Genomic DNA, 18,459 nt, shown 5'->3' with positions numbered 1-18,459 from the left:
GACAAGGCGTGCGTCCAATCCCTGAGACGCCCGAAAGCCCATGCTTATTCGCGCTTCCTTACCTGCGCAAGCGGGGGCATAATCCAGCGGAGGCGAAGGGCAGGGCGCGGAACATCCCGCCACGCCCTTCGTTCATTGCTGAAATGCGAAGGGAGCAACTCCATGACCGACGACCGCGAAGAAAAAATCCGCAAACGCGCCCACGAACTCTGGCAGCAGGAAGGCCAGCCTGACGGCAAGCCCGACGATCACTGGTTTCAGGCCGCCCGCGAAATTGACCAGGGTGACGGCGAAATCGAGGGCGACGACGTCCCCAACCTCGCCGCCGTACGCGAAGCCGCCCGCCAGCACACGGACGCCTTCGTCGTGAAGACTGACCTCGAAGATGCCGACCAGCGCGAAGTGCCAGGCACGCGCGAACAGCCGTAGGGTGCTGGCGGTTTCAGTCTTTTATGGATCAGGGGAAGTTTGGTGGAGCTAAGCGGGAAGTCGATTTAGCTCGTTAGCCATTTGAAAACAACACGTTACGGGTGACGTTCTACAAATCGTGTACCGGTTGATGTCCCAGTTTTGTACCAGTTCCTGGCAGATATCAACCCTAGTTTTCGATGCAATTTGCGCGCCCACTACTATGGTTAAAGCTACAGGCGACGTTCCATGTCAAAAATTCTGACATTCTGCGCTGTGAGGATAGAAAATTTTCCATTAAGCCATTGAAATGTCAGAAATAATATCCTGGTGGATAGTGACTTAACACGCATATGTTCGACCCGTTCCAACAAACGGAGTTACGCCATGCAACAAGCTCTATCCATCGATACTCATGCCCGCCTGATGATCCATGCCGAACGGCTTGCAGAAGCCGTAGAGCGCGAGCCGACCCCGACCAACATTCGGAAATGGCGGCAGAAGGCGAAGATGATCTTGCGATTGCTGTCAGGCGATTGACCGCTCGCGGACCTAGGCGAGTCGGTTGCCTTGGCAGCTTCAAAAGCGAGAACGCCTTCAGTTCTATCGCCACAGCTGCTCTGCCCCTGCGTCGCAGTTTGTAGGCGGGCTTAGGGATCATGCTTAGCCTGAAAAGTCGGAAAGTCATCATGTGAAAGAAGAAAGTTCGCCATAAGCGAACTTTCTTCTTGACCTTTGAGTGAAAGCTCCCTATCTCTCAATGCAGATCACGAGCGGAAGAAGTCGTCATTTTCAGGCCATTCTCAGAAATGGGAGTGCCGTGGAGGGCCTTCGTGTCCTCTGATCTTACCCGGACGCCCGAGGACCCGAGAGGGGACGGCGGCGGCGGGCGAAGCAGAAGCAGCCCCGACGAGCGGGCTGCTTCTAGGTAGAAGGTGCGTGCTGCTGGTTCCGACACTGTTTGGCGACGACCCTTAGGGATGGTCCCGAGGGCAAACAGAAGGAACTCTATATGTCTATAGAAGAAAGTGATCGCCAGCAGCAGCGGCTAAAGAGTGGAACGAAGACGCGCTGGAAACGGATCGTCTCTTGGTGCTGGAAACAGCTGAAAAATCCGCGAATGTTGAAGTCGGCTTTCCGGCTGGCTTTGACCATATACCGCCTCGTGCGGTTATGCCTCGATATCTTCGGATCGTCGTGATAGGCCGTTAACCCAATATCTACAAGGAAAGGAATTGTAATATGTTGTCCGAAGCCTTGAGATTAATTCGAGTGTTCCACGACCTGAAGCAGGTCGAAGCCGCTGAGAAACTAGGTATATCAAAATCTCATCTTTCAGAAATCGAGGGTGGAACCAAGACTCCTTCACTGGATTTAATTGACAGATATTCTAAGACATTTGGGATACCTATGTCTTCAATTATGTTTTTTTCTGAAAATATTGAAAAGGCTGGCAAGGGAGAAAAAGCTAAATCTTTCATTGCCTCTAAGGTGATCAATTTTTTGCAATTGATCGAGCAGAAGTCTTCGTCAGATGCCGCCTAAGACAATCCAATTTCACGCGCTGGAAGCCAGCGCATTGTTCAATATACGCACGCGAAAGAAGCTTGCAGACGTCCTGCTATGTTCGCCTGCACACTTGAAGTCGGTGGGGGCGATTGAGGTTCGCTATAAGAAGCGATGGAAGCCAAAGGACAGCGACACGGCTCCGTGGTTGAAGGAGCCGCCACCAGCCGAGCAAGCAGCGAGCTACCGCCCTATAGATATTCCGGTTGACCCGCTAAAAAAGCTGCAAACGCGGGTCGCAAATCTCCTCGCTCGGATAGAGCCTCCCGGATTTCTGTGTAGCCCGGTAAAGGGGGTGTCTTATGTCGACAACGCCAAAAGGCACGTGAACAACAGCGCTTTCTGGTTGCTCGACATTGCAGATTACTTCCCCAGCTGCAGCGCGGATCGGGTTGCTTGGTTCTTCTCCAACGTCATGAAGTGCGCGCCCGATGTTACAGCAGTCCTAGTGTCTCTCGTAACCGAAAATGGAAGGTTGCCTCAGGGGGCGCCATGCAGCCCCATTCTCGCGTACTTTTCGAACAGGAGAATGTGGGCGGAGGTTGCCGAGGCCGTCGCAGGTGCTGGCTGCACTCTAAGCGTATATGCCGACGACATCACGTTGTCCGGGTCGACAGTTCCAGGCGCGCTGGTGTGGCAGGTGAAGCAGATCATCGTCAAAAATGGTTTCAAGCTGAAACGGGAAAAAGAAGTCAGTCTTGTAGGGTCGCCAGCAGACATCACGGGAGTGATAATTCGAAATGGCACCCTGAAGCTACCAAATCGACAGCATAAGAAGCTTGCCGAGATCAAAAAGCTCCAAAAGCTTACTACTGACAAGGTGGTGCTGGCTAAGCTTGAAAATCAGATCAAAGGCCGCTTGGCGCAACGTCGTCAGATTGAAGGAGCGCTTTAGCGGCACTCGTCGTGGGAGCGTCCGCATCTTTGACGGCGCGGGAGACAGGGCGGTAACGTGGCAAAGCCGCCGAAAGGTTTTAGGAGTTGCCGGACGGAGCAAGCCTTTCGGCAAGCGGGGTCTCCGTCCGGTATCGTCGGCAGGCTCATTCCTGCTTCAGATACTTATTGAGTCGGATTAGCCGCCAGCCATTCCGGTGTCGGCATCTCGCTCCAGCCTAGGTGCTGGCAGTGGTCGCGGGCGTTCAGCGAGCTGACCACGATTGACTCCGTTCCCCGGTAGATGCGGACACCTTCCAGGTCGCGGATACGTGCGCGGCGCTGGGCGGCGCCTGCGGGAACATCGGTCATCGGCATCCCCTTCTTCGCGTCGTTCAGGAGATCGCGGTGTTTCAGAACTGTGAGGCCGGTATGGATGTCATGTTTCTCGGTCGTCATCTCAGTAACTCCAATGGTCGTGCTCGGCGGCTTCGGCCGCCTGGAAGGCGTGTTGTCTGTAGGAATCGATGCGGGCCTGTACGGCGTCGCGCTCTTCCTGGCTCGGCTCGTGAGGTACAACCTTGCCGTGGTAATAGGGGTGAGGTTGGTTGATGCGAGCCGATGCCGCCGAATGCTCGGCAGCAAGGTCGGCGGTCGACCGGCTATCGCGTACGACGGTGGCATTCATAGCAATGTGTGGGCTGGTCATGACGCCACCTTGAAATCGGTGTCGCGGCCTGGACGTTCTGCGGGTCCGACAAATCGAATGACGTTGGCCTTCAGGCGCTCAATGTCAGCCTGCTCCTGGACCGAAAGGCTGGCAGGGTTTTTGACGATCAGCTTTGCGAGCGCAGCGGATTGACGATGCAGGGTTAGGCGCTGGGCGCCCGACATAGCGGCAGCTTCGACCTTGATCTGGTTCAGGATCAAGCCCCGGTTCAGGTCGGCAACCTCTGCGGCTTTCTGCTCGCGGCGATCCGGCGCGTTGTTCAAGACGGGCGCTGCGTCGGAATCGAACGGCCCAAGTGTTTTGCGGTGGCGTTCCAGTTCCAGAATTTCCGCAGCAGTCTTTACCGGCTTGGCATTCAATACGTTGAAGCGCTCGAATGCGCGACCGATATGCATCTGCGTTGTCGTGGAATAGCTCTTCAGCTTCTCAAGGTTCAAGTTCACGGAAATTTCCTTCCTAGATTAAGCGGCGACTTGATCGCTCTTGGTGTTGTTGAATGATCGTTCGTTGATGATGCGGACCTGTCCACGGAGTGCGTCGACCTCCGCCAGGCTGGCGCGCAACGCACGCCCTTCTTGGAGTGTCAGGCGTCGCAGCTCCGCCAAGTCAGTAAGATCGCGGACGATCCGCACGTTGCGAAAATAGGCATGGATCGTTCGCGCCTCGTCAGGGGTCACAAGGCAGGTCATGCGGCCTCCTGCAGTCCGCCGACTTGGCGATTCTGGAAGGCGATGTAGTCGCCGACAACTCGGACGATGAAGACTGAGCGTGGCAGGCCAGCGGCCCTAGCCGCATTGTCAATGCTTGTCCGCTCAATAGCTGAAGCAGTCACGGAGAAAGGAGTTTTACGCTCCTCTGCTGTCTTACGTTTTCTCATATTCATAACCTCAATAACGTTGATTGAGAGCATTGTAACAGTATTACATAACGAGTCAAAATTTTTCTTAAGTGGCTCACTTTGCGGAATTTAATAGGTCTATATAGCTCTATTACGAATATGATTCCCAAATTATAACGATCCGCAGAACATTTTTCTTTTCAGAACCCGAAAGATGTTGTATGTTACGGAAACTGAAACCGAGGGAGAAACGCAACGAAAGCAACAGAAGTGAGTATGCTGAATGACCGTGAATTCCGTCGATGCCCTGGAAAAATTGGGGCTGGTCCGCGATGCCCTCGCACCCGCCGTACAAGCAGGCATTGAACTAAAAGCAACCACCGGGGAACCGGTGACATTCCAGAGCCTCCCGCACCTTTTGGCATCGGAGGCAGCAATCAATCTTATCGATGATCAAGGACGCTTCGCAGCGGTAACGTTCGAGGGGGACGACGTGTGCGCCTATTCCGCCACCCCGTCGTTCTGCCAGATCGCGCCAGACGGTTCGAAGACGCGGTTCTACCTCTGGGATAAACGTCTTCTTGCAACGGCGATTGGAGACTACCGCCCTGGGCTTCTTCGCTTGGGCGACCCGCTATTTGCTGTTCAGCGGGACCGAGCTGACAGCCTTATCCGACTTCCTGCACCACGGGCGCAACATGTGTTCCGTGATCGCATGATGCCCGTGGACTGATGTCGCCACGACGAAAAAAGCGAGCGCTGGATTGCTCCGGCGCTCGCCAAGTATGCCCAATCTCAAACACCGAATGAGACTCGATGTTTCGATAGGTTAAACATATGATTTAATTGTCGATTTGTCAAGTTTCCTTCTGCTATTCGAAGGACTAAAAGTGACCAATTCTCCAAAATACGATCCATCTCACGATGGCTACGCGAAGATGTTTTCCATCTTTGCTGAACAATGCCCAGACCACACCGACAGCGAAAACCTCGAATACTACGAAGCCCTATCGCCGCACGAGTTCCATGACGCTGAGGAGCTTCATGCCATGCGTTCGCGACGTAGTGACAGCACCCACGCGAACGGCGAACTCACGCCAGCCTGGATGATCGTGGACGATGTCCGACAGAGCATCCGAACTGCGCGGGTGGGTTTCAGTCAGGCGCCGCCTTCCTGGACGTTGAGTGTCGCAAATGACGTTGGCGCCACCCAGATCGGGAGGGCTGCATGATGTCGATTCATCAAACTGAAGACCTAATCGCAGTCGAAAGCTTCGAGACCTTTCCGGGTAATCCCGACTGCCGCATTTATGGCGGCACATATGCCCAGGTCGAGGAATTGTTCGACTTCGGTATCACGCTTTCCGAACCGAAAAACGCTAAAGACTCGGCAGATGTCGGGAAACGGACCTATAATGGATCGACCTTCCTCACAAAGATCACGACCCATGACAAGCGCTCCCAGAAGGATGGCCCTGCCTATCTGCAAGGCGAGCTAACTACCGGCGCCATCTCACGCGGAAAAACGAGCATGCTGAAATCTAGCATCATGGTGCTAGACTCTGACACTGGCGAGGATGAAACGTATCTACGAAAGTGCCTACAAGATGCCGGTCTGTGCGGAATCATTGCGTCCACTCATTCCCACATGAAGACGGAGACGTTCGTAAAGCTCAAGGACTTCGGCAAATACTTGGGCATTGCGGTCGAGGATTTTGGTGACGAGATCACCAACGATCAGGCGCGGGACTACATCATCAAATCCGGCAATTTGCTTCCAAAATTTGCTGATGACGTGAGGGGCGGCCCCATCGTTCACGAAGGCTCGGAGGTAGGGTGCGCGCTAACCCATGCCCCCGTGAAGAAATTCCGCATCGTGATGCCATTGGCGTGGGACTTCGAGTTCATGAAAGAAGGCAAGAACGATCTGGATCGGGCTGCCGCTATCTGGGCCGCTAAAATTGAAGCGGTTTCCCTGAAGTTGCGCATTAAGTTTGACGAGGCCTGCACCGATCCGAACCGCCTTTTCTATTGGTCTTCGCATAAGCGAGGCTCACAGAAACATGTCGAAATCGTCGTCGGAAAAAGCTTGGATTTAGACGACTACCCCATCGACCTAGCAACGGTCCCCAGCAAGGCCAAGGGAAGCAAGGTAAAGACTGCCGACAAGGTACCGCACTGGATCACGTTGTTCGACCGCGATTTCAGCGCGGCTTTTCAAGTCGCCGATTTCATGGCCGAGCACTATCCGAACAAGCGCACCAATGAGGGTGACGTCAAGGTGACGACGGAATGCCCGTTCGATCATGAGCATTCGCCACACGAGAGCGGCGACAATGCAAATGATGCCGGTTTCATCTGCATCAATGCCGTGATTTCCGACGTCGGACACTACGTCATGCATTGCCAACATGGGCATTGCAAAGGTCGTCGCAATCGTCTGAATTTCCTGGCACAAGCGGTAGAAACCATGCAGGACGATGGCCGCTTCAACGGCATCGAAACCTTGCTGGAATTCGTTGACGACGATGCGGGCGTCGTCGGCGACGACGGTCAGGCGATTGACATCAGCCCCTTAGTCGAGAAATGGCGAGCGAAGGGGATCGAAGGCATTTCGCTCAACTGGACTGAAGCCGAAAAACCGTCATTCGATCAAGAGGTCTTTGACTTGGCGCTATCGTCCTTCAAGTCAAACCGCGACATTGCCAGTGATGACTGCGCTAAAGTCTTTGCGGAGATGGCGAAGGCGGACAACAAGGCGCTAGAGCTGAAAACCCAAGATGACTTGAAGCGCAACATCCCGTTGAGTGTCGCGCAATTCAATCAACTCCTAAAGGACGCGAGGTCGAGAGCAAGGCTAGATCATGCCAAGGCCTCACGCGCCGCGACTATCAAGGGCAATCCAAAGCCGACCATTTTCACCAGTGACGGGTTCGAACGTCAGGGCGAGGAAACAAGACGCGGGCTGGCTCTACGCAACACCCCCGAATACATGTTTGACTACAATGGCGGTCGCTACCGCACGGTTGCGGCTGCTGACGGCGGCATGACCCTGGAGGAGTTGACGCCCGACCGGATGGCATATGAATGCAATCGCGCTGTCATCGTCCTGAGCGAGACGAGCGACGGGAAGAAGCGGGATGTCTCACTTCCTCTAGACGTGCTTCGTGACATCATGGGGCAGGGCAAGGGACTTTTCCCGGAACTTCTGAGGTTCACCCGCATTCCGCTTCACGCTCGCGATGGCACCCTTCATCGCGGCGGTGGGTATGCTCAGAATCTGAAATACTATTTCGACCTTCGAGGTTTGGAGGTCGACCCGATCCAGGATAAGCCGTCTGACGATGACGTTGCAGAGGCGTTGGAATTGCTCATGGTCGACGTCCTGGGCGGTTTTCCGTTTACGGATGACTTCGACGGCTCAAATGCCACCGATGACACCGGACGGGGTTCGAAGGCAAACGCCTTGGCGTTCCTTCTCCATCAGTTCGTCCGTGATCTGTTCGACGGTGCTGCCCCCGCCTATCTTGTCGACAAGCCTTCCCCAGGCACAGGCGCATCGTTGCTGACTGATGCCGCAAGCATCATCGCGAACGGCGCTCGCGCTGCCATGCAGCCCTACACGTCGAATGACGAGGAGATGCGCAAGGTCATCACGTCAAAGCTCATGGCAGGCGTTTCCCTCCTGGTATTCGACAACATCAAAGGCAAGCTGAGAGGCGGCGCTTTGGCGTCGTTGATCACGGCAGACGTTTGGTCCGACCGCATCCTGGGCGGAAACCAGAACTTTGAAGCCAGAGTCCGGTCTCAGATCGTGTTCACTTCCAACAACATCGAAATGGAAGATGAACAGGTTCGCCGCATCGTCCCTATCCGCCTCGATGCCAAGTCGGTCGACCCGACGACCGGTAGGAGCTTTCGGCACAATCCTCTTCAAACCTGGATGGCAGACAACCGTGGCAAACTGGTCTGGGCGTGCCTCGTGATCGTCCAAAACTGGTTCGCCAAGGGATGCCACCTCGCAGACCTTCAATTCGCATCGTTCGAGCATTACGCCCGCGTGATGGGCGGTATCCTGGAGGCCGCAGGGGTCGACGGGTTCCTTTCGAACCTAGGCGCATTCCGTGGTGCAAAGAAGCAGGATACCGACGCCGAGACCGGATTCATGCAGGCGCTGCTTGCGATGCTGGAAGACAAGCAGGCGAGTGCTCGCGCCAGCAACAGATTGGTCGAGAAGACGCAGCACGGGAAGAAGCAGGCGGTCCCCCAGGGGTTTACTGCTGCCGACGTCCTCAAGGCGGCGAAGGCTGACTTCGGCGATGACGAGGATGATGAAGGGTTCAAGGTCGACCTTGGTGCCTTGGGCCTTCGTGATCCGAACATTGTTCAGTCGAAGCAGCTTAGCGAAAGGCTAGGACGCCTCCAGGCGAGAACTTTTGAATTATCCCATCGCTCTTGGGTCGACCGCAATGGTGCATCGGGCTGGGAAAAGACGAAAAACGGTGACGTTCTGCGTACAATGCAGGCTGTGCGTTTCGGTATCGACGGCACCACGGACGGCAGCAAGCGATTTACATTCGTGCCAGTTTGACTGGGTGGAGTGTTGAGTGTGATCGAGCGCCCGCTTTCGAGCGGGCGTTTCTCATTTGCGGTCTGCCCCTTTGGAAAGGGGAGAAGGGGTAGTCTGCCCTGTGAAATTGCTGTGTAAAATCAGATTGTTAGGGTGTCGACGGGGGAGAAGGGGCAGAAAACTCAACCCGTTCGATGCATAGGGCAGAAGAAAAATAAAACAGAATCTACGGCCATATATAAAGGTTGAGAGATCTGCCCCTTCTGCCCCGTTTACACACTATCACCATGAATTCGTTGCGTAATTCGAAGGGGCAGCTGCCCCTCTGGAAAGGGGCAGAAGGGGCAGGCAATGCATATTTCGCGCTCATTGGCGCCCTGAGTGTCAGGTAAGCCGAAACGACCTGCCAATCGAATGAAGATGGTCGATGATCTCGAAATGCAGGTGGTCCCGGTCGCCATAGCGGCGGTCTATTTCGCTGAGTGTCGGCTGAAGGGCTAGCGCCGTTTCTGGCGGTAAGTCCGCATCGCCATACAGCCAGCAATTGTCACCCACGGCAACAGGATCGCATCCGGCGTCGACCACGTCGTGGATGAAGTCGGCAATCTGGTCTTTGGTCATTCATCGCTCCTTGGTTGTCCGAAAACCATAGGCGCCGCTCATGCTCGCTCAACTCGCAAATTTGTTAGTGCCAAAGTCGCTATGAAATCTCTTCATCAATCGTCAGAGCAGGATAATTGATCAGGCGCGTGACCTTCTTTATTGTCTCGCGGCGGTAGCGATCTTTGTCTACACTATGATGAAATCGGCGGTGGCACGTCGGGCAAATCCCCACTGCGTTGTCGGCGCTATCTGGCCCGCCCTCGCCAAGCGGGCGGACATGGTGAACCTCCAGGTACGGTTCCCCATCATCACGTAAGAATGGTGCGGGGTCGCCGCAGGCTTCACACTTGCCAGCTGCCATGACAAGCACCCAGGCGATCACGTTAGGATCGCGAACGAACCTCGTCGTGGTCGACTCGACCTTGCTACCGCTTACCGGATTGATCGGCGGGGGCATTGCCGCGTTTGCTTTGACTTTCGATCGCGCCGACTTCACGCGGGTCTGGAGCGCTTCGGGGTCGGCTGTCGGAGCTTCAGAAGACTGCTGGCGTTGCCATACGGAATTAATCATTGGCAACAGTTTGGCCGTAACCTTAGCGCCCACATTACGGCGCGGTTGGTAGCCGATCAGGATCGGAAGGCCTAGCTCATCCACCACCGCACTGATGTTCGACATCCGAAACTCGTATGACCCTGCCGATCTCGACGTCAGCGTGGTAGCCAGAACCTGGTTACGTTTTGCCGTCTTGTTCACTGGTTGCCCGGCGACTTGTTCAACTTGCATTTCGCGATAGGCGACGACGCAAGCCATCAGTTCGGCATCTGTCCATTCCCTTGCCGTTTCTTCACCAGGCACAGTCGACTCCCCTCGATTTTCATCTCGGAAGTTGTAGGGTGAGTTCCTTGGTGGGAACAAGAGGTTGCCATGGTCAGCGGATGGGATAAGTCACCAGGACCGGGCAACGACTACACCCCCAGTCCCATGTCTCGGTGGGCGTGGATCGCCTTTGCCGCTATCATCGTCGCTGTTGTCGTGATTGCTCTCTATCTTCGCTAGACACCCTCAATCCGACCACGGAACGCGGATTTTTCGCAGCAAAAACCTATGCTGAAAATTTGAGACGGCTCGCGCTCGATTTCAAATTACCGGAAACCGATTTTGATTTACCGCGTGGCGGATTTTAGTTTTTCCGAAATAAAATCATTTATTTCCAGCGCGAACATCAGAAATTTTATAATGGAATAGGCGACGTTGCGGCCAGTATTATAATTTAATATGTAAAATAATTATGTAAATATAGATTTATATTCAGATATTATCGAATAAGTGGTTCTTTATGGGTATACATCAGCCGAACTATATTTTGATTGGTTCGCTATATTGCGATTGACTACTTATGCAGAACCATTAAGATCGAACCATGTAAAACGAACCGTATGGAGTTTTCATGTTCGTTCGAGCCTACCTGAGAGCGTCCACCAGAGACCAGGATGCCAACCGCGCCAGCACCGACCTACAGAGGTTCGCTGATGAGCGCGGCCTGACAATCGCCGCCTCGTACGTAGAGAATGAATCCGGCGCCTCCCTGAAGCGCCCAGAGCTTTTTCGGCTTTTGAAGGATTGCAGACCTGGGGACATTCTTTTGGTCGAGCAGGTCGACCGGCTGTCCCGCCTGAATACTGTCGACTGGGAAGCCCTCAAGGCGGAGATCAAGGCAAAGCATGTAAAGGTGGTCGCGCTCGACCTGCCGACGTCCTGGATGCTCGCCACCGCCGATAAAGACGACATCCATAGCCGTATGCTGGACGCCATCAACGGAATGATGCTTGACATGCTCGCAGCGATTGCCCGCAAGGATTATGAAGATCGTCGTCGTCGCCAGTCTCAGGGCATCGCCAAAGCGAAGTCGGAAGGCGCTTACAAGGGGCGCCGTGAAGATGCTGACCGCAATGCTGCTATCGTCAAGATGCTCGCCAGCGGGCAGTCCTGGAACAGCATCGTGCAGGCAACAGGCTGCTCCAGGTCGACACTCTCCCGCCTTGCCAAGCGAGTCGAGAAGAAGGAGGTCGTAGCATGAGCGGCTTCATCATCAAGCTGGCTGAAACCGTTATGTTTCTGTTTTTCGGTTACCTGCTCTTGCGGGTCGGCCTGGGCATCTGACCCCACCCCCTTAGAAATCTTTCGGCGCCGGGGACCCAAACCCTCGTACCCCCTGGGGGTCGCGCCTGCACCCAGTAGCTGTCACGGGCTTCAACTAGCGTGACCCTATTGAGCCATCAATCAATTTTATTGATGATTTACCCGCTTTGATGTAGAATGGCTAATAGATGATAGTCAGGCAATCGGCCTGTCGATCCATACAAAAACACGACCAATAAGGATCGCCAAATGACCTCTCGCGGACTTCTGACCCGCCAACTTGCCTTCGCGAAACACCGCGCCCAGGGCCTATCTGTCGAAAAGGCGTACAAGGCCGCTGGATATGCTGGCGCTACAGTAAACGGCTATCGGCTCGAAAACCGTCCAGACGTTGCCGCTGCCATCGACACCTTCAAATCACAGCGCGAAAACCTTCTGTCGCTGCACGAGGGTAACTCGGTGCGGGCGGAAGACCTCGCGGACCTGGGTTTCGCACGGAACTATCTGATCGACAGCCTCCTGACCGCCCTTGCCCAGGCAAAAGCCGCTGCCGATGCGAAGACAGCTGTCACCGTCGTTTCCAAGCTGGTCGACCTGCTATCCATCACTTTCAGCCCCGGCGACCTTGCGGAGAATGATCAGTCGACCGCCGCCCTGTTGGCTCAACTGGGGGCATTGAAATGACAATCGACTTGGAAACGGAACTCCAAGAGCAGCATACCGTCGCCCGCAACGCATATCTGCGCTTCACGACCGCTGGGGAAATCCTCCGGCGCCGTGGTCTGCCGCCGACAGTTATCCAGACGGCAGAGGCTGCCAACAGGGAGGCATTTGGTGTCCTGACCGTGTCCCTGGCTAGAATCCATGAAATCTACGGCATCTTGCGCCCGGTGGCGCACAAAGAATCTGAATGGCAGCGGGCGCCGCGCTATAGCAGCGATGTGAGGCGGGGAACACTATAGGCGGCGGATGAGATTCTTGATCCAACACATACTGAACTCAATCGCCCACTCGGTCTGCGGGCGACTTAAAGAAGGCATTTCAGCGCTCCCAGCCCCGTGCCCGAACGGGTTGCGAACGTGTGTAAAGAAATCCTTGATTGAGGCGCTTTCCCAGGGTGCTATAAACGCATTGGTCTTCGAGCCGAGATTTTCGATATAGTTATGGGCACCCTTCTCTTTCCCATGGGTCCATCCCTTGGCGTCGGAGATGATCTTGATAGTGCTTTCAAGTGCTCGCGCCGCATAGAAGGCGGGGTCTCGCCCATCGCTGTCACGAAGGTCAAGCGCCTCTTTCATGTCGATATCGACGTTCTGCCATTGCGGGTCTGCCAGGAGAGACCAAAAAGGGGTTTCAACTTCTGTCTGCACGAGATCGTCAGTCACTATCTGAATGAAGCCATTATGGTAGTTCAGCGGATATCTGGCTTGGCGGAAGCGAGTGTTTAACTCTTCGACGGCGCTATAAAATGTCTTCGTTCGCATAGTACGCCGAGCACGGACGCTGTCTTCCGGGTTCCCCGGCAGTCTCAGTCCAGGGCTGGTCAACGAGGCAAATAGCTTTTCGCCATCTGATATCTCGCTCGCATTCATTGCCGCGATATCGGTTTCTTTGGCGCGGAAGCCAAGTTCGATAAGGCTCAATCGCTCCTTCATGAAGGTGTCAGGCGAACCGGCAGGCGCCTGGGTCAGCCACCTTTCGCAGACTGCGAGCAGGGTATTTTTAAACGTCTGAATTCGCCCATTTGAGGTATATGATGACCAGTGCTCGGAAAGCTGCTTAACACCAAGTTCGCGCGATAGGCTGCTTTCAAGCGTCGTCCAGAAATTGACGGATGTTGGGTTCTCCTTGCCGTCCATGTAATATGGCGAAAGGTCCTCTGCCAGGATGCGAAACGATTGGACAAGCAAGCGGCTGTCCCGCTCATCGAACGCCTCACGAAGCTGACGTTCCTCGTATCGGCGAGCAAAAATATCGACAAGCATCTGTGTAATTAATCCATTTAGCGAATTTTATTCTATGTGACGGCACTATAATCCGTACCGATCGCAAACAGTATTTATCATTCCGGAATATTCGGACTTTGTATCCTTCAGTTTTTGTATTGAAATCAGCATCAAATCTTTCATCACTCCATCCACTTTATGATAGCGCGCTACTAGATTGTTCAGATTATCGATTGCCTCGATTTTTCTCTTGATGAGTTCCATTCGACTGTTGTCATGCAGTTCAAGTGTTCTGACCGATATCTCGGCAGCTTCATCCCCTGGGTGCCACCCGACGACAGGCCCAAGGTGCATTATGCGTCCCTCTACATCACCTTCGTAAGGGTCAAGGAAAGGCTTGTCGACGTCGAAGTATGCCAGTTTCCTTCGGTTGCATTCTGTGCATGCGATCGTGAGATTTTCCCAAAGAAAGTGTTTCTCAACATCAACGCTTGAGGGCGTCTTGTGTTCGACGTCCCCTGGAGTATTGTGCCCTATCTTGCTTTCGCAATAAATGCATTTACTTCCAGTTTCCTCAACGAGAGTTGATTTAATATCAGCATGACGATATCTATATTTTTTTGTTTTGTTCGATTTGTCTGCTTTATACTGATTTGTCCAGTCGACCCAGTTGTTCTCCAGGATACCTGGGATAGGTAGTTTTGCTATGTTACGCATTCGGCGACTTGTTCCCATACTCAGCAATTGCATTTGCAATTCCGAGCCGCTCCAGCTGCGCCATTATTGCTTTTGCTTTCTCTTCCGGGGGGAGGTCAGCCGTCTGCTCGATTACGCTGCTTACGGCGTCCTCCACCCACACCGGAAGGTTCGAGCCGACATCCAATATTTCGCGAAGCACCTCGTTAGGGGTACCTGATACATCCATTAAATCCAGGAGCACCGATTCCACCCTAGACCGCTCATTTCGCACCAGGGCGTAAATGTTCGCATCTGGAAAACTTGATACGACGAACGGACTATGGGTGGAGATTATGAACTTGGCACTGGGAAACGCCTTCGCTAGGTTCGGCAATAAGGTCCTCTGCATGCTTGGATGCAGATGATTTTCAGGCTCATCTATAGTTACAACGAATTCCGTTTGATCCTGGGCAAACATATGTATCTGCCACGCAATGCTGAATATCGCATTCACGCCGCCGGACATTGCATCAAGCGTAAAGTCACCTGAGTCGGTTACCAGGACAACTTCAGGCATTCTGATCTCTATCCGCTTGAACCCAATCGATTTTGGTAGAACATTTCGCAAGACTTCCTGAAATTGCTGATAGTGATGCATGATTTTCAGGTTGGGTGTTACCGACGAATTCCCTTCACCGAAAACAGCGAAAGAAATCAGGGACTGCTTTTGGATTTTTCCAGGATTTTCGGCTCTCTGCCCCCCATAAAATTGTATCAATAGCTGCTGATACTGCTGGTACTCTTGGGTAGCGGTTCTTGGGTCCGTTGGTATGTTTGGAACGCTGGTGTAAGACGCCACGGGGCGATGAGACGGAATGTGTAAGCCGAGGACAGTCTGCATTCCATTGTACTGCATGTCATATTGTGCAGCGACCAGGCTGTTGATCGTCAGGTGGCAATAACTGCCGTCAGCGTATCCAATTTTTCCAATCTCAACCTGGGGATTGGAATTCTCGTCGATATCGGAATCTTCTTCTTTCGAACGATACAGGTCAGACCATATGCGTCTGGTTGTGCGCTTGCTGGACAGAGGCGTGGAGATAAAATTCAAGCTCCAGCCGAAGTGCCGGTTGAGCAGATTCAACAATGTTGTTTTGCCACACCCGTTTTGGCCGGTTAATACGGTGATCTGCTTTGACAGGTCGAGTTGAACGGAATCAAACTGCCGCCACCCATCAATACTCAACGATGTAAATTCGGTCATGGCGTTTACCCTTTGAGGTAGGATTTATTCCATCATTTCCGCGCCAAATAAAACGAAATGTACGCTAGGAGTTCGTAATCCTGGAAAACTTAAGATGAGTTAAGTCTAATCCAGGATAGCTCACCTTTTCCATCTCGGCAGCGAGCGTCTTCAAATAGAAGCCATCGCCATAGCGGGCTGACATGCCTTCCTGCTCATGGCCCATGAGGGATTTTGACATCTCTTCTGGCACACCTGAGTTGCGGCAGGCGTCTTTGAATGTGTGGCGGAAACTGTGGAACACGTCGCCCTCGGCTTCAATGCCAGTCTGGTCGAGCCAGTAGCCAAATTGTTTTGACATCTTGTTGGAGAGCATGTCGTCCGATTCATTCACCAGCTCCTGGAAGAGCCGCACATGGCGTGCCTTTCGTCTAGCGTTTACGAAGTGGAGGAAGCCGAATTCGATCAGTTTCGGGTGAAGCGGGATTTCTCGCTTGCTGCTGTCCGTCTTCAGGCGTTTGGGGTGATCTGAAACGCCGACCGTCTCGCATAGATCGAGGTAATGGATGCCGTTCTTCTCTTTGACGTCAGCAGTGTGAAGCTGGACGATTTCACCCAGCCGCGCCCCTGTGAACAAGCCCAGGAGAGGCACCCAGAACCGTCCATGATCGCGAAGGACGATGTCACCGGCTGTGTGAAGACGGCTTTCGCTTTTGCACCCCTTGTAGAGCGGCGCGTGGAATATGGTCTTCAACTGCGTCACGTCGAAGGCGTTGCGCTGACTTCGAGCGCTGACGGTGATGCGGTCTGTCATCTTGTCGAGTGGGTTCCGATGGCATTCGTCATAGTGACCCATTGCCCAGGTGAAGAACGACGATACCTTTCTCAGGATGCCATTCACGGTCGCCGTCGACATCAAATCCTTGTGCTTCATTGCGGCAGCTTTTTCGGCGACCTTTTGAAGCGGCAGGTTCGCGAACGGACCTTTCTTATGGAAGTTCGATGGGAGACGGAGCAGAAGCTCTTTGAACGCGCGACCATGGCCCTTGTTGTAGGCATTAATCGGTCTATCCCCGGCGACATCGATAAAATGTCGCATCGCGACTTGGTGAGCCTTCCGAGTCGTGTCCGTCCAGCTCTTAGTACGCTCCTTCTCCTCATACCAACTGATCACTGCGTCAGACAGCAGAGGAACGCCGCCTGGAGCAACGGTCGTCATTGGCGCAGGGAGCGGCGTGGGTGTGGTTGATGCGGTGGGCAAGGGTAGAGCGTCGGTTTGCGGCTTAACGCCTTCCTTGGCCAATTCTTCCAGCGTATCGCGCTTGGTCAGCAAAAGGGCATGAGCTGCAAGGATGTCCCCACCCGCCAGCGATAGCATGCTGTTGACGTCGCCACGCATTATCGCCTGGTTCACGGCGATCAGGGCGAGCTTGTTCCGGTATCGGATGCAATACGATAGCAGGCCCTCCCAGTCGAGCGAACTCAGGGACGCTTTCTTATCTGGAAGAGCGCCCATGATGCTGTTGCGGGTGAATGTGCTGGTGACTTCGGTCGGCGGGAATGCGATCAGCTCACCTCGCCAGAATCCCTCCAAATCCTTTTCCGCTGCCGCAAACAACTCTGCACGGTTCCGTAGGTCTTGCAGCAGGATCGATCGGCGCAGCTCATCAGGTGTAATTGTCTCAGGTTCGATGCGGATTTCATCGACAGTCGCCACGGCAAGCTTCGACCTGGCGGCGCGTATCTTCTCATCGAAGATCACCGACTCGATTCGAAACTGCTCCATTGCCTGGGTGCGGTCGCCGGATCGGAGAGACTTTTTATATTCCTTGCGAGGCTTGCGGTCGTCGCCTGGGTCTCGGTCATCAAAATAGGGCCGAAGCTCTTCGGGAATGATCTTCCGTATCTGCCAGACAGAGCCGCGCAGCACGAAACCGTCGTCTAGTTTTGCCATCTCGTTCATGCTCCCAAGATGTAGCACGAGATGTACCAGTCGCGTTAACGCAAAGCCTTGGGAACCAAGGTCTTTTTAGTTTTCAATGGCTTGGTAAAAATTTGGTGGAGCTAAGCGGGATCGAACCGCTGACCTCTTGCATGCCATGCAAGCGCTCTCCCAGCTGAGCTATAGCCCCATAACGGGTCCGGCATGGCCGGTTTTCCGGGAACCGAAGCGGTGTGTCCGTTCGGTGTGCGGCTTATTACTTCCGGTGATCGGAGATGGCAAGCCGAAAAATGAGATCCGGCCGGTTTTTTTGAAACCGGCCGGAAAATCAAAAGCTTAAACTTCGTCTTCGTCGCCGGTGACGCCGATCAGGCCGGTCATGTCGTCATCGTCGTCTTCTTCCTGCTCCAGGAAGGTATCGTCCTCGTCGCCATCGATTTCGACGTCGTCGTCGCCCAGATCCGGGATGTCGTCGCCGGCCGCTGCTTCGTCATCGGCATCCTCGAGCGAGACGAGTTCGACTTCGGTGTTCTCCGTATCGACTTCGTTGACGTCCTCTTCTTCAGCCTTTTCGAGGACGGCGACAGCCGCCGTTTCCTCGAAATAGGACAGTGGGTAGGACTTGCCCGTGTAGGGGGAGACGATCGGATCGCGGTTCAGGTCGTAGAACTTCCTGCCCGTTTCCGGATCGATGCGTTTGGTTCCGAGTTCCGCTTTTGCCACAGTCGAAGCCTTCTCTGTGCCGTATGTTTCCGGCGGGGCCGGGTTGCCGGCGCGTTGAACGGTAGAATGATTAGCCGGTCCCCATAGTCGTCTTGGGCAATCCTGTCAAAGCCAAACTTCGGGAGGAAACGGCCGCCGATCCCGGACGAATGTTTTCCGGCGGGATGATGACGCTTTAAATCGTTTGTGATAGCAAGCC

At 54.0% G+C, this 18,459-nt stretch carries 21 protein-coding genes and 1 tRNA gene; 10 read left to right on the top strand and 12 right to left on the bottom strand.

Features of this window, described 5'->3' with window-relative positions:
- Nucleotides 1-162 precede the first annotated feature (162 nt).
- The 4 genes from AC1Q6Z_RS30630 to AC1Q6Z_RS30615 all read left to right on the top strand — a co-directional run bounded on the left by AC1Q6Z_RS30630 (nt 163) and on the right by AC1Q6Z_RS30615 (nt 2,869).
- Nucleotides 163-429: a DUF2934 domain-containing protein gene (locus tag AC1Q6Z_RS30630; protein WP_413818659.1), complete on the top strand. Its 267-nt coding sequence runs from the start codon at nt 163-165 to the stop codon at nt 427-429.
- Between the two features lie 366 nt (nt 430-795).
- On the top strand, nt 796-948 hold the full coding sequence (locus AC1Q6Z_RS30625) for a hypothetical protein (RefSeq protein ID WP_492650178.1): 153 nt from the start codon (nt 796-798) through the stop codon (nt 946-948).
- A 702-nt stretch (nt 949-1,650) separates the two neighbouring features.
- The gene (locus AC1Q6Z_RS30620) at nt 1,651-1,953 is read left to right on the top strand and encodes a helix-turn-helix transcriptional regulator (protein WP_492650177.1); all 303 of its coding nucleotides are present in this window, start codon (nt 1,651-1,653) and stop codon (nt 1,951-1,953) included.
- The gene (locus AC1Q6Z_RS30615; RefSeq protein WP_492650176.1) at nt 1,943-2,869 is read left to right on the top strand and encodes a reverse transcriptase family protein; all 927 of its coding nucleotides are present in this window, start codon (nt 1,943-1,945) and stop codon (nt 2,867-2,869) included. The genes AC1Q6Z_RS30620 and AC1Q6Z_RS30615 overlap by 11 nt, the downstream gene beginning before the upstream one ends.
- 164 nt (nt 2,870-3,033) lie before the next feature.
- Here AC1Q6Z_RS30615 and AC1Q6Z_RS30610 read toward each other — a convergent pair whose 3' ends face one another.
- The 4 genes from AC1Q6Z_RS30610 to AC1Q6Z_RS30595 are packed head-to-tail and all read right to left on the bottom strand — an operon-like array spanning nt 3,034 to nt 4,266.
- Complete coding sequence (locus AC1Q6Z_RS30610; protein WP_492650175.1) at nt 3,034-3,306, bottom strand: hypothetical protein; 273 nt, start codon at nt 3,304-3,306, stop codon at nt 3,034-3,036.
- Between the two features lies 1 nt (nt 3,307).
- Nucleotides 3,308-3,556, bottom strand: a complete 249-nt coding sequence (locus tag AC1Q6Z_RS30605; protein ID WP_492650174.1) for a hypothetical protein — start codon at nt 3,554-3,556, stop codon at nt 3,308-3,310.
- Nucleotides 3,553-4,020 (bottom strand): hypothetical protein, encoded by a 468-nt coding sequence (locus AC1Q6Z_RS30600; protein WP_492650173.1) that lies wholly within the window; start codon nt 4,018-4,020, stop codon nt 3,553-3,555. The genes AC1Q6Z_RS30605 and AC1Q6Z_RS30600 overlap by 4 nt, the downstream gene beginning before the upstream one ends.
- An 18-nt stretch (nt 4,021-4,038) precedes the next feature.
- Nucleotides 4,039-4,266, bottom strand: a complete 228-nt coding sequence (locus AC1Q6Z_RS30595) for a hypothetical protein (RefSeq protein WP_492650172.1) — start codon at nt 4,264-4,266, stop codon at nt 4,039-4,041.
- Nucleotides 4,267-4,698: 432 nt separating this feature from the next.
- Here AC1Q6Z_RS30595 and AC1Q6Z_RS30590 point away from each other — a divergent pair, with 432 nt between their 5' ends.
- From AC1Q6Z_RS30590 to AC1Q6Z_RS30580, 3 genes are all read left to right on the top strand, one after another.
- The gene (locus AC1Q6Z_RS30590) at nt 4,699-5,148 is read left to right on the top strand and encodes a hypothetical protein (RefSeq protein WP_492650171.1); all 450 of its coding nucleotides are present in this window, start codon (nt 4,699-4,701) and stop codon (nt 5,146-5,148) included.
- 157 nt (nt 5,149-5,305) lie between these two features.
- Nucleotides 5,306-5,647 carry a hypothetical protein gene (locus AC1Q6Z_RS30585; protein WP_492650170.1) on the top strand — a complete coding sequence of 114 codons (342 nt, stop codon included), beginning with the start codon at nt 5,306-5,308 and terminating at the stop codon, nt 5,645-5,647.
- On the top strand, nt 5,644-9,006 hold the full coding sequence (locus AC1Q6Z_RS30580) for a hypothetical protein (RefSeq protein ID WP_492650169.1): 3,363 nt from the start codon (nt 5,644-5,646) through the stop codon (nt 9,004-9,006). The genes AC1Q6Z_RS30585 and AC1Q6Z_RS30580 overlap by 4 nt, the downstream gene beginning before the upstream one ends.
- A 363-nt stretch (nt 9,007-9,369) precedes the next feature.
- Here the strand turns inward: AC1Q6Z_RS30580 and AC1Q6Z_RS30575 are convergent, their stop codons facing one another.
- Entirely contained in the window at nt 9,370-9,606 is a 237-nt protein-coding gene (locus tag AC1Q6Z_RS30575; RefSeq protein WP_492650168.1) for a Y4lK-related protein, read from the bottom strand.
- A gap of 79 nt (nt 9,607-9,685) precedes the next feature.
- Entirely contained in the window at nt 9,686-10,444 is a 759-nt protein-coding gene (locus tag AC1Q6Z_RS30570) for an HNH endonuclease (protein WP_492650167.1), read from the bottom strand.
- 592 nt (nt 10,445-11,036) lie between these two features.
- Here AC1Q6Z_RS30570 and AC1Q6Z_RS30565 point away from each other — a divergent pair.
- From AC1Q6Z_RS30565 to AC1Q6Z_RS30555, 3 genes are all read left to right on the top strand, one after another.
- Nucleotides 11,037-11,666: a recombinase family protein gene (locus AC1Q6Z_RS30565; protein WP_492650166.1), complete on the top strand. Its 630-nt coding sequence runs from the start codon at nt 11,037-11,039 to the stop codon at nt 11,664-11,666.
- Between the two features lie 311 nt (nt 11,667-11,977).
- Nucleotides 11,978-12,412 carry a hypothetical protein gene (locus tag AC1Q6Z_RS30560; protein WP_492650165.1) on the top strand — a complete coding sequence of 145 codons (435 nt, stop codon included), beginning with the start codon at nt 11,978-11,980 and terminating at the stop codon, nt 12,410-12,412.
- Entirely contained in the window at nt 12,409-12,690 is a 282-nt protein-coding gene (locus tag AC1Q6Z_RS30555) for a hypothetical protein (RefSeq protein ID WP_492650164.1), read from the top strand. Before AC1Q6Z_RS30560 ends, AC1Q6Z_RS30555 begins: the two co-directional genes overlap by 4 nt.
- On the opposite strand, the gene AC1Q6Z_RS30550 is transcribed toward AC1Q6Z_RS30555, so the two are convergent.
- From AC1Q6Z_RS30550 to AC1Q6Z_RS30525, 6 genes are all read right to left on the bottom strand, one after another.
- Nucleotides 12,685-13,713: an AbiJ-NTD4 domain-containing protein gene (locus tag AC1Q6Z_RS30550; RefSeq protein WP_492650163.1), complete on the bottom strand. Its 1,029-nt coding sequence runs from the start codon at nt 13,711-13,713 to the stop codon at nt 12,685-12,687. The genes AC1Q6Z_RS30555 and AC1Q6Z_RS30550 overlap by 6 nt on opposite strands.
- A 45-nt stretch (nt 13,714-13,758) precedes the next feature.
- Nucleotides 13,759-14,391, bottom strand: coding sequence for an HNH endonuclease (locus AC1Q6Z_RS30545; protein WP_492650162.1), 633 nt, complete (start codon nt 14,389-14,391; stop codon nt 13,759-13,761).
- Entirely contained in the window at nt 14,384-15,616 is a 1,233-nt protein-coding gene (locus AC1Q6Z_RS30540) for an AAA family ATPase (protein WP_492650161.1), read from the bottom strand. The genes AC1Q6Z_RS30545 and AC1Q6Z_RS30540 overlap by 8 nt, the downstream gene beginning before the upstream one ends.
- Nucleotides 15,617-15,680: 64 nt before the next feature.
- Nucleotides 15,681-17,558, bottom strand: coding sequence for a tyrosine-type recombinase/integrase (locus AC1Q6Z_RS30535; protein WP_492650160.1), 1,878 nt, complete (start codon nt 17,556-17,558; stop codon nt 15,681-15,683).
- Between the two features lie 93 nt (nt 17,559-17,651).
- A tRNA-Ala gene (locus AC1Q6Z_RS30530) sits at nt 17,652-17,727 on the bottom strand.
- Nucleotides 17,728-17,873: 146 nt separating this feature from the next.
- Complete coding sequence (locus AC1Q6Z_RS30525) at nt 17,874-18,260, bottom strand: TIGR02300 family protein (protein WP_256117808.1); 387 nt, start codon at nt 18,258-18,260, stop codon at nt 17,874-17,876.
- Nucleotides 18,261-18,459 lie beyond the last annotated feature (199 nt).

Source organism: Shinella sp. GW835-FHT14H05, from assembly GCF_058793575.1.
Note: the sequence above shows the minus strand (reverse complement) of the source record. Positions and strands in the feature narration are given on the sequence as shown.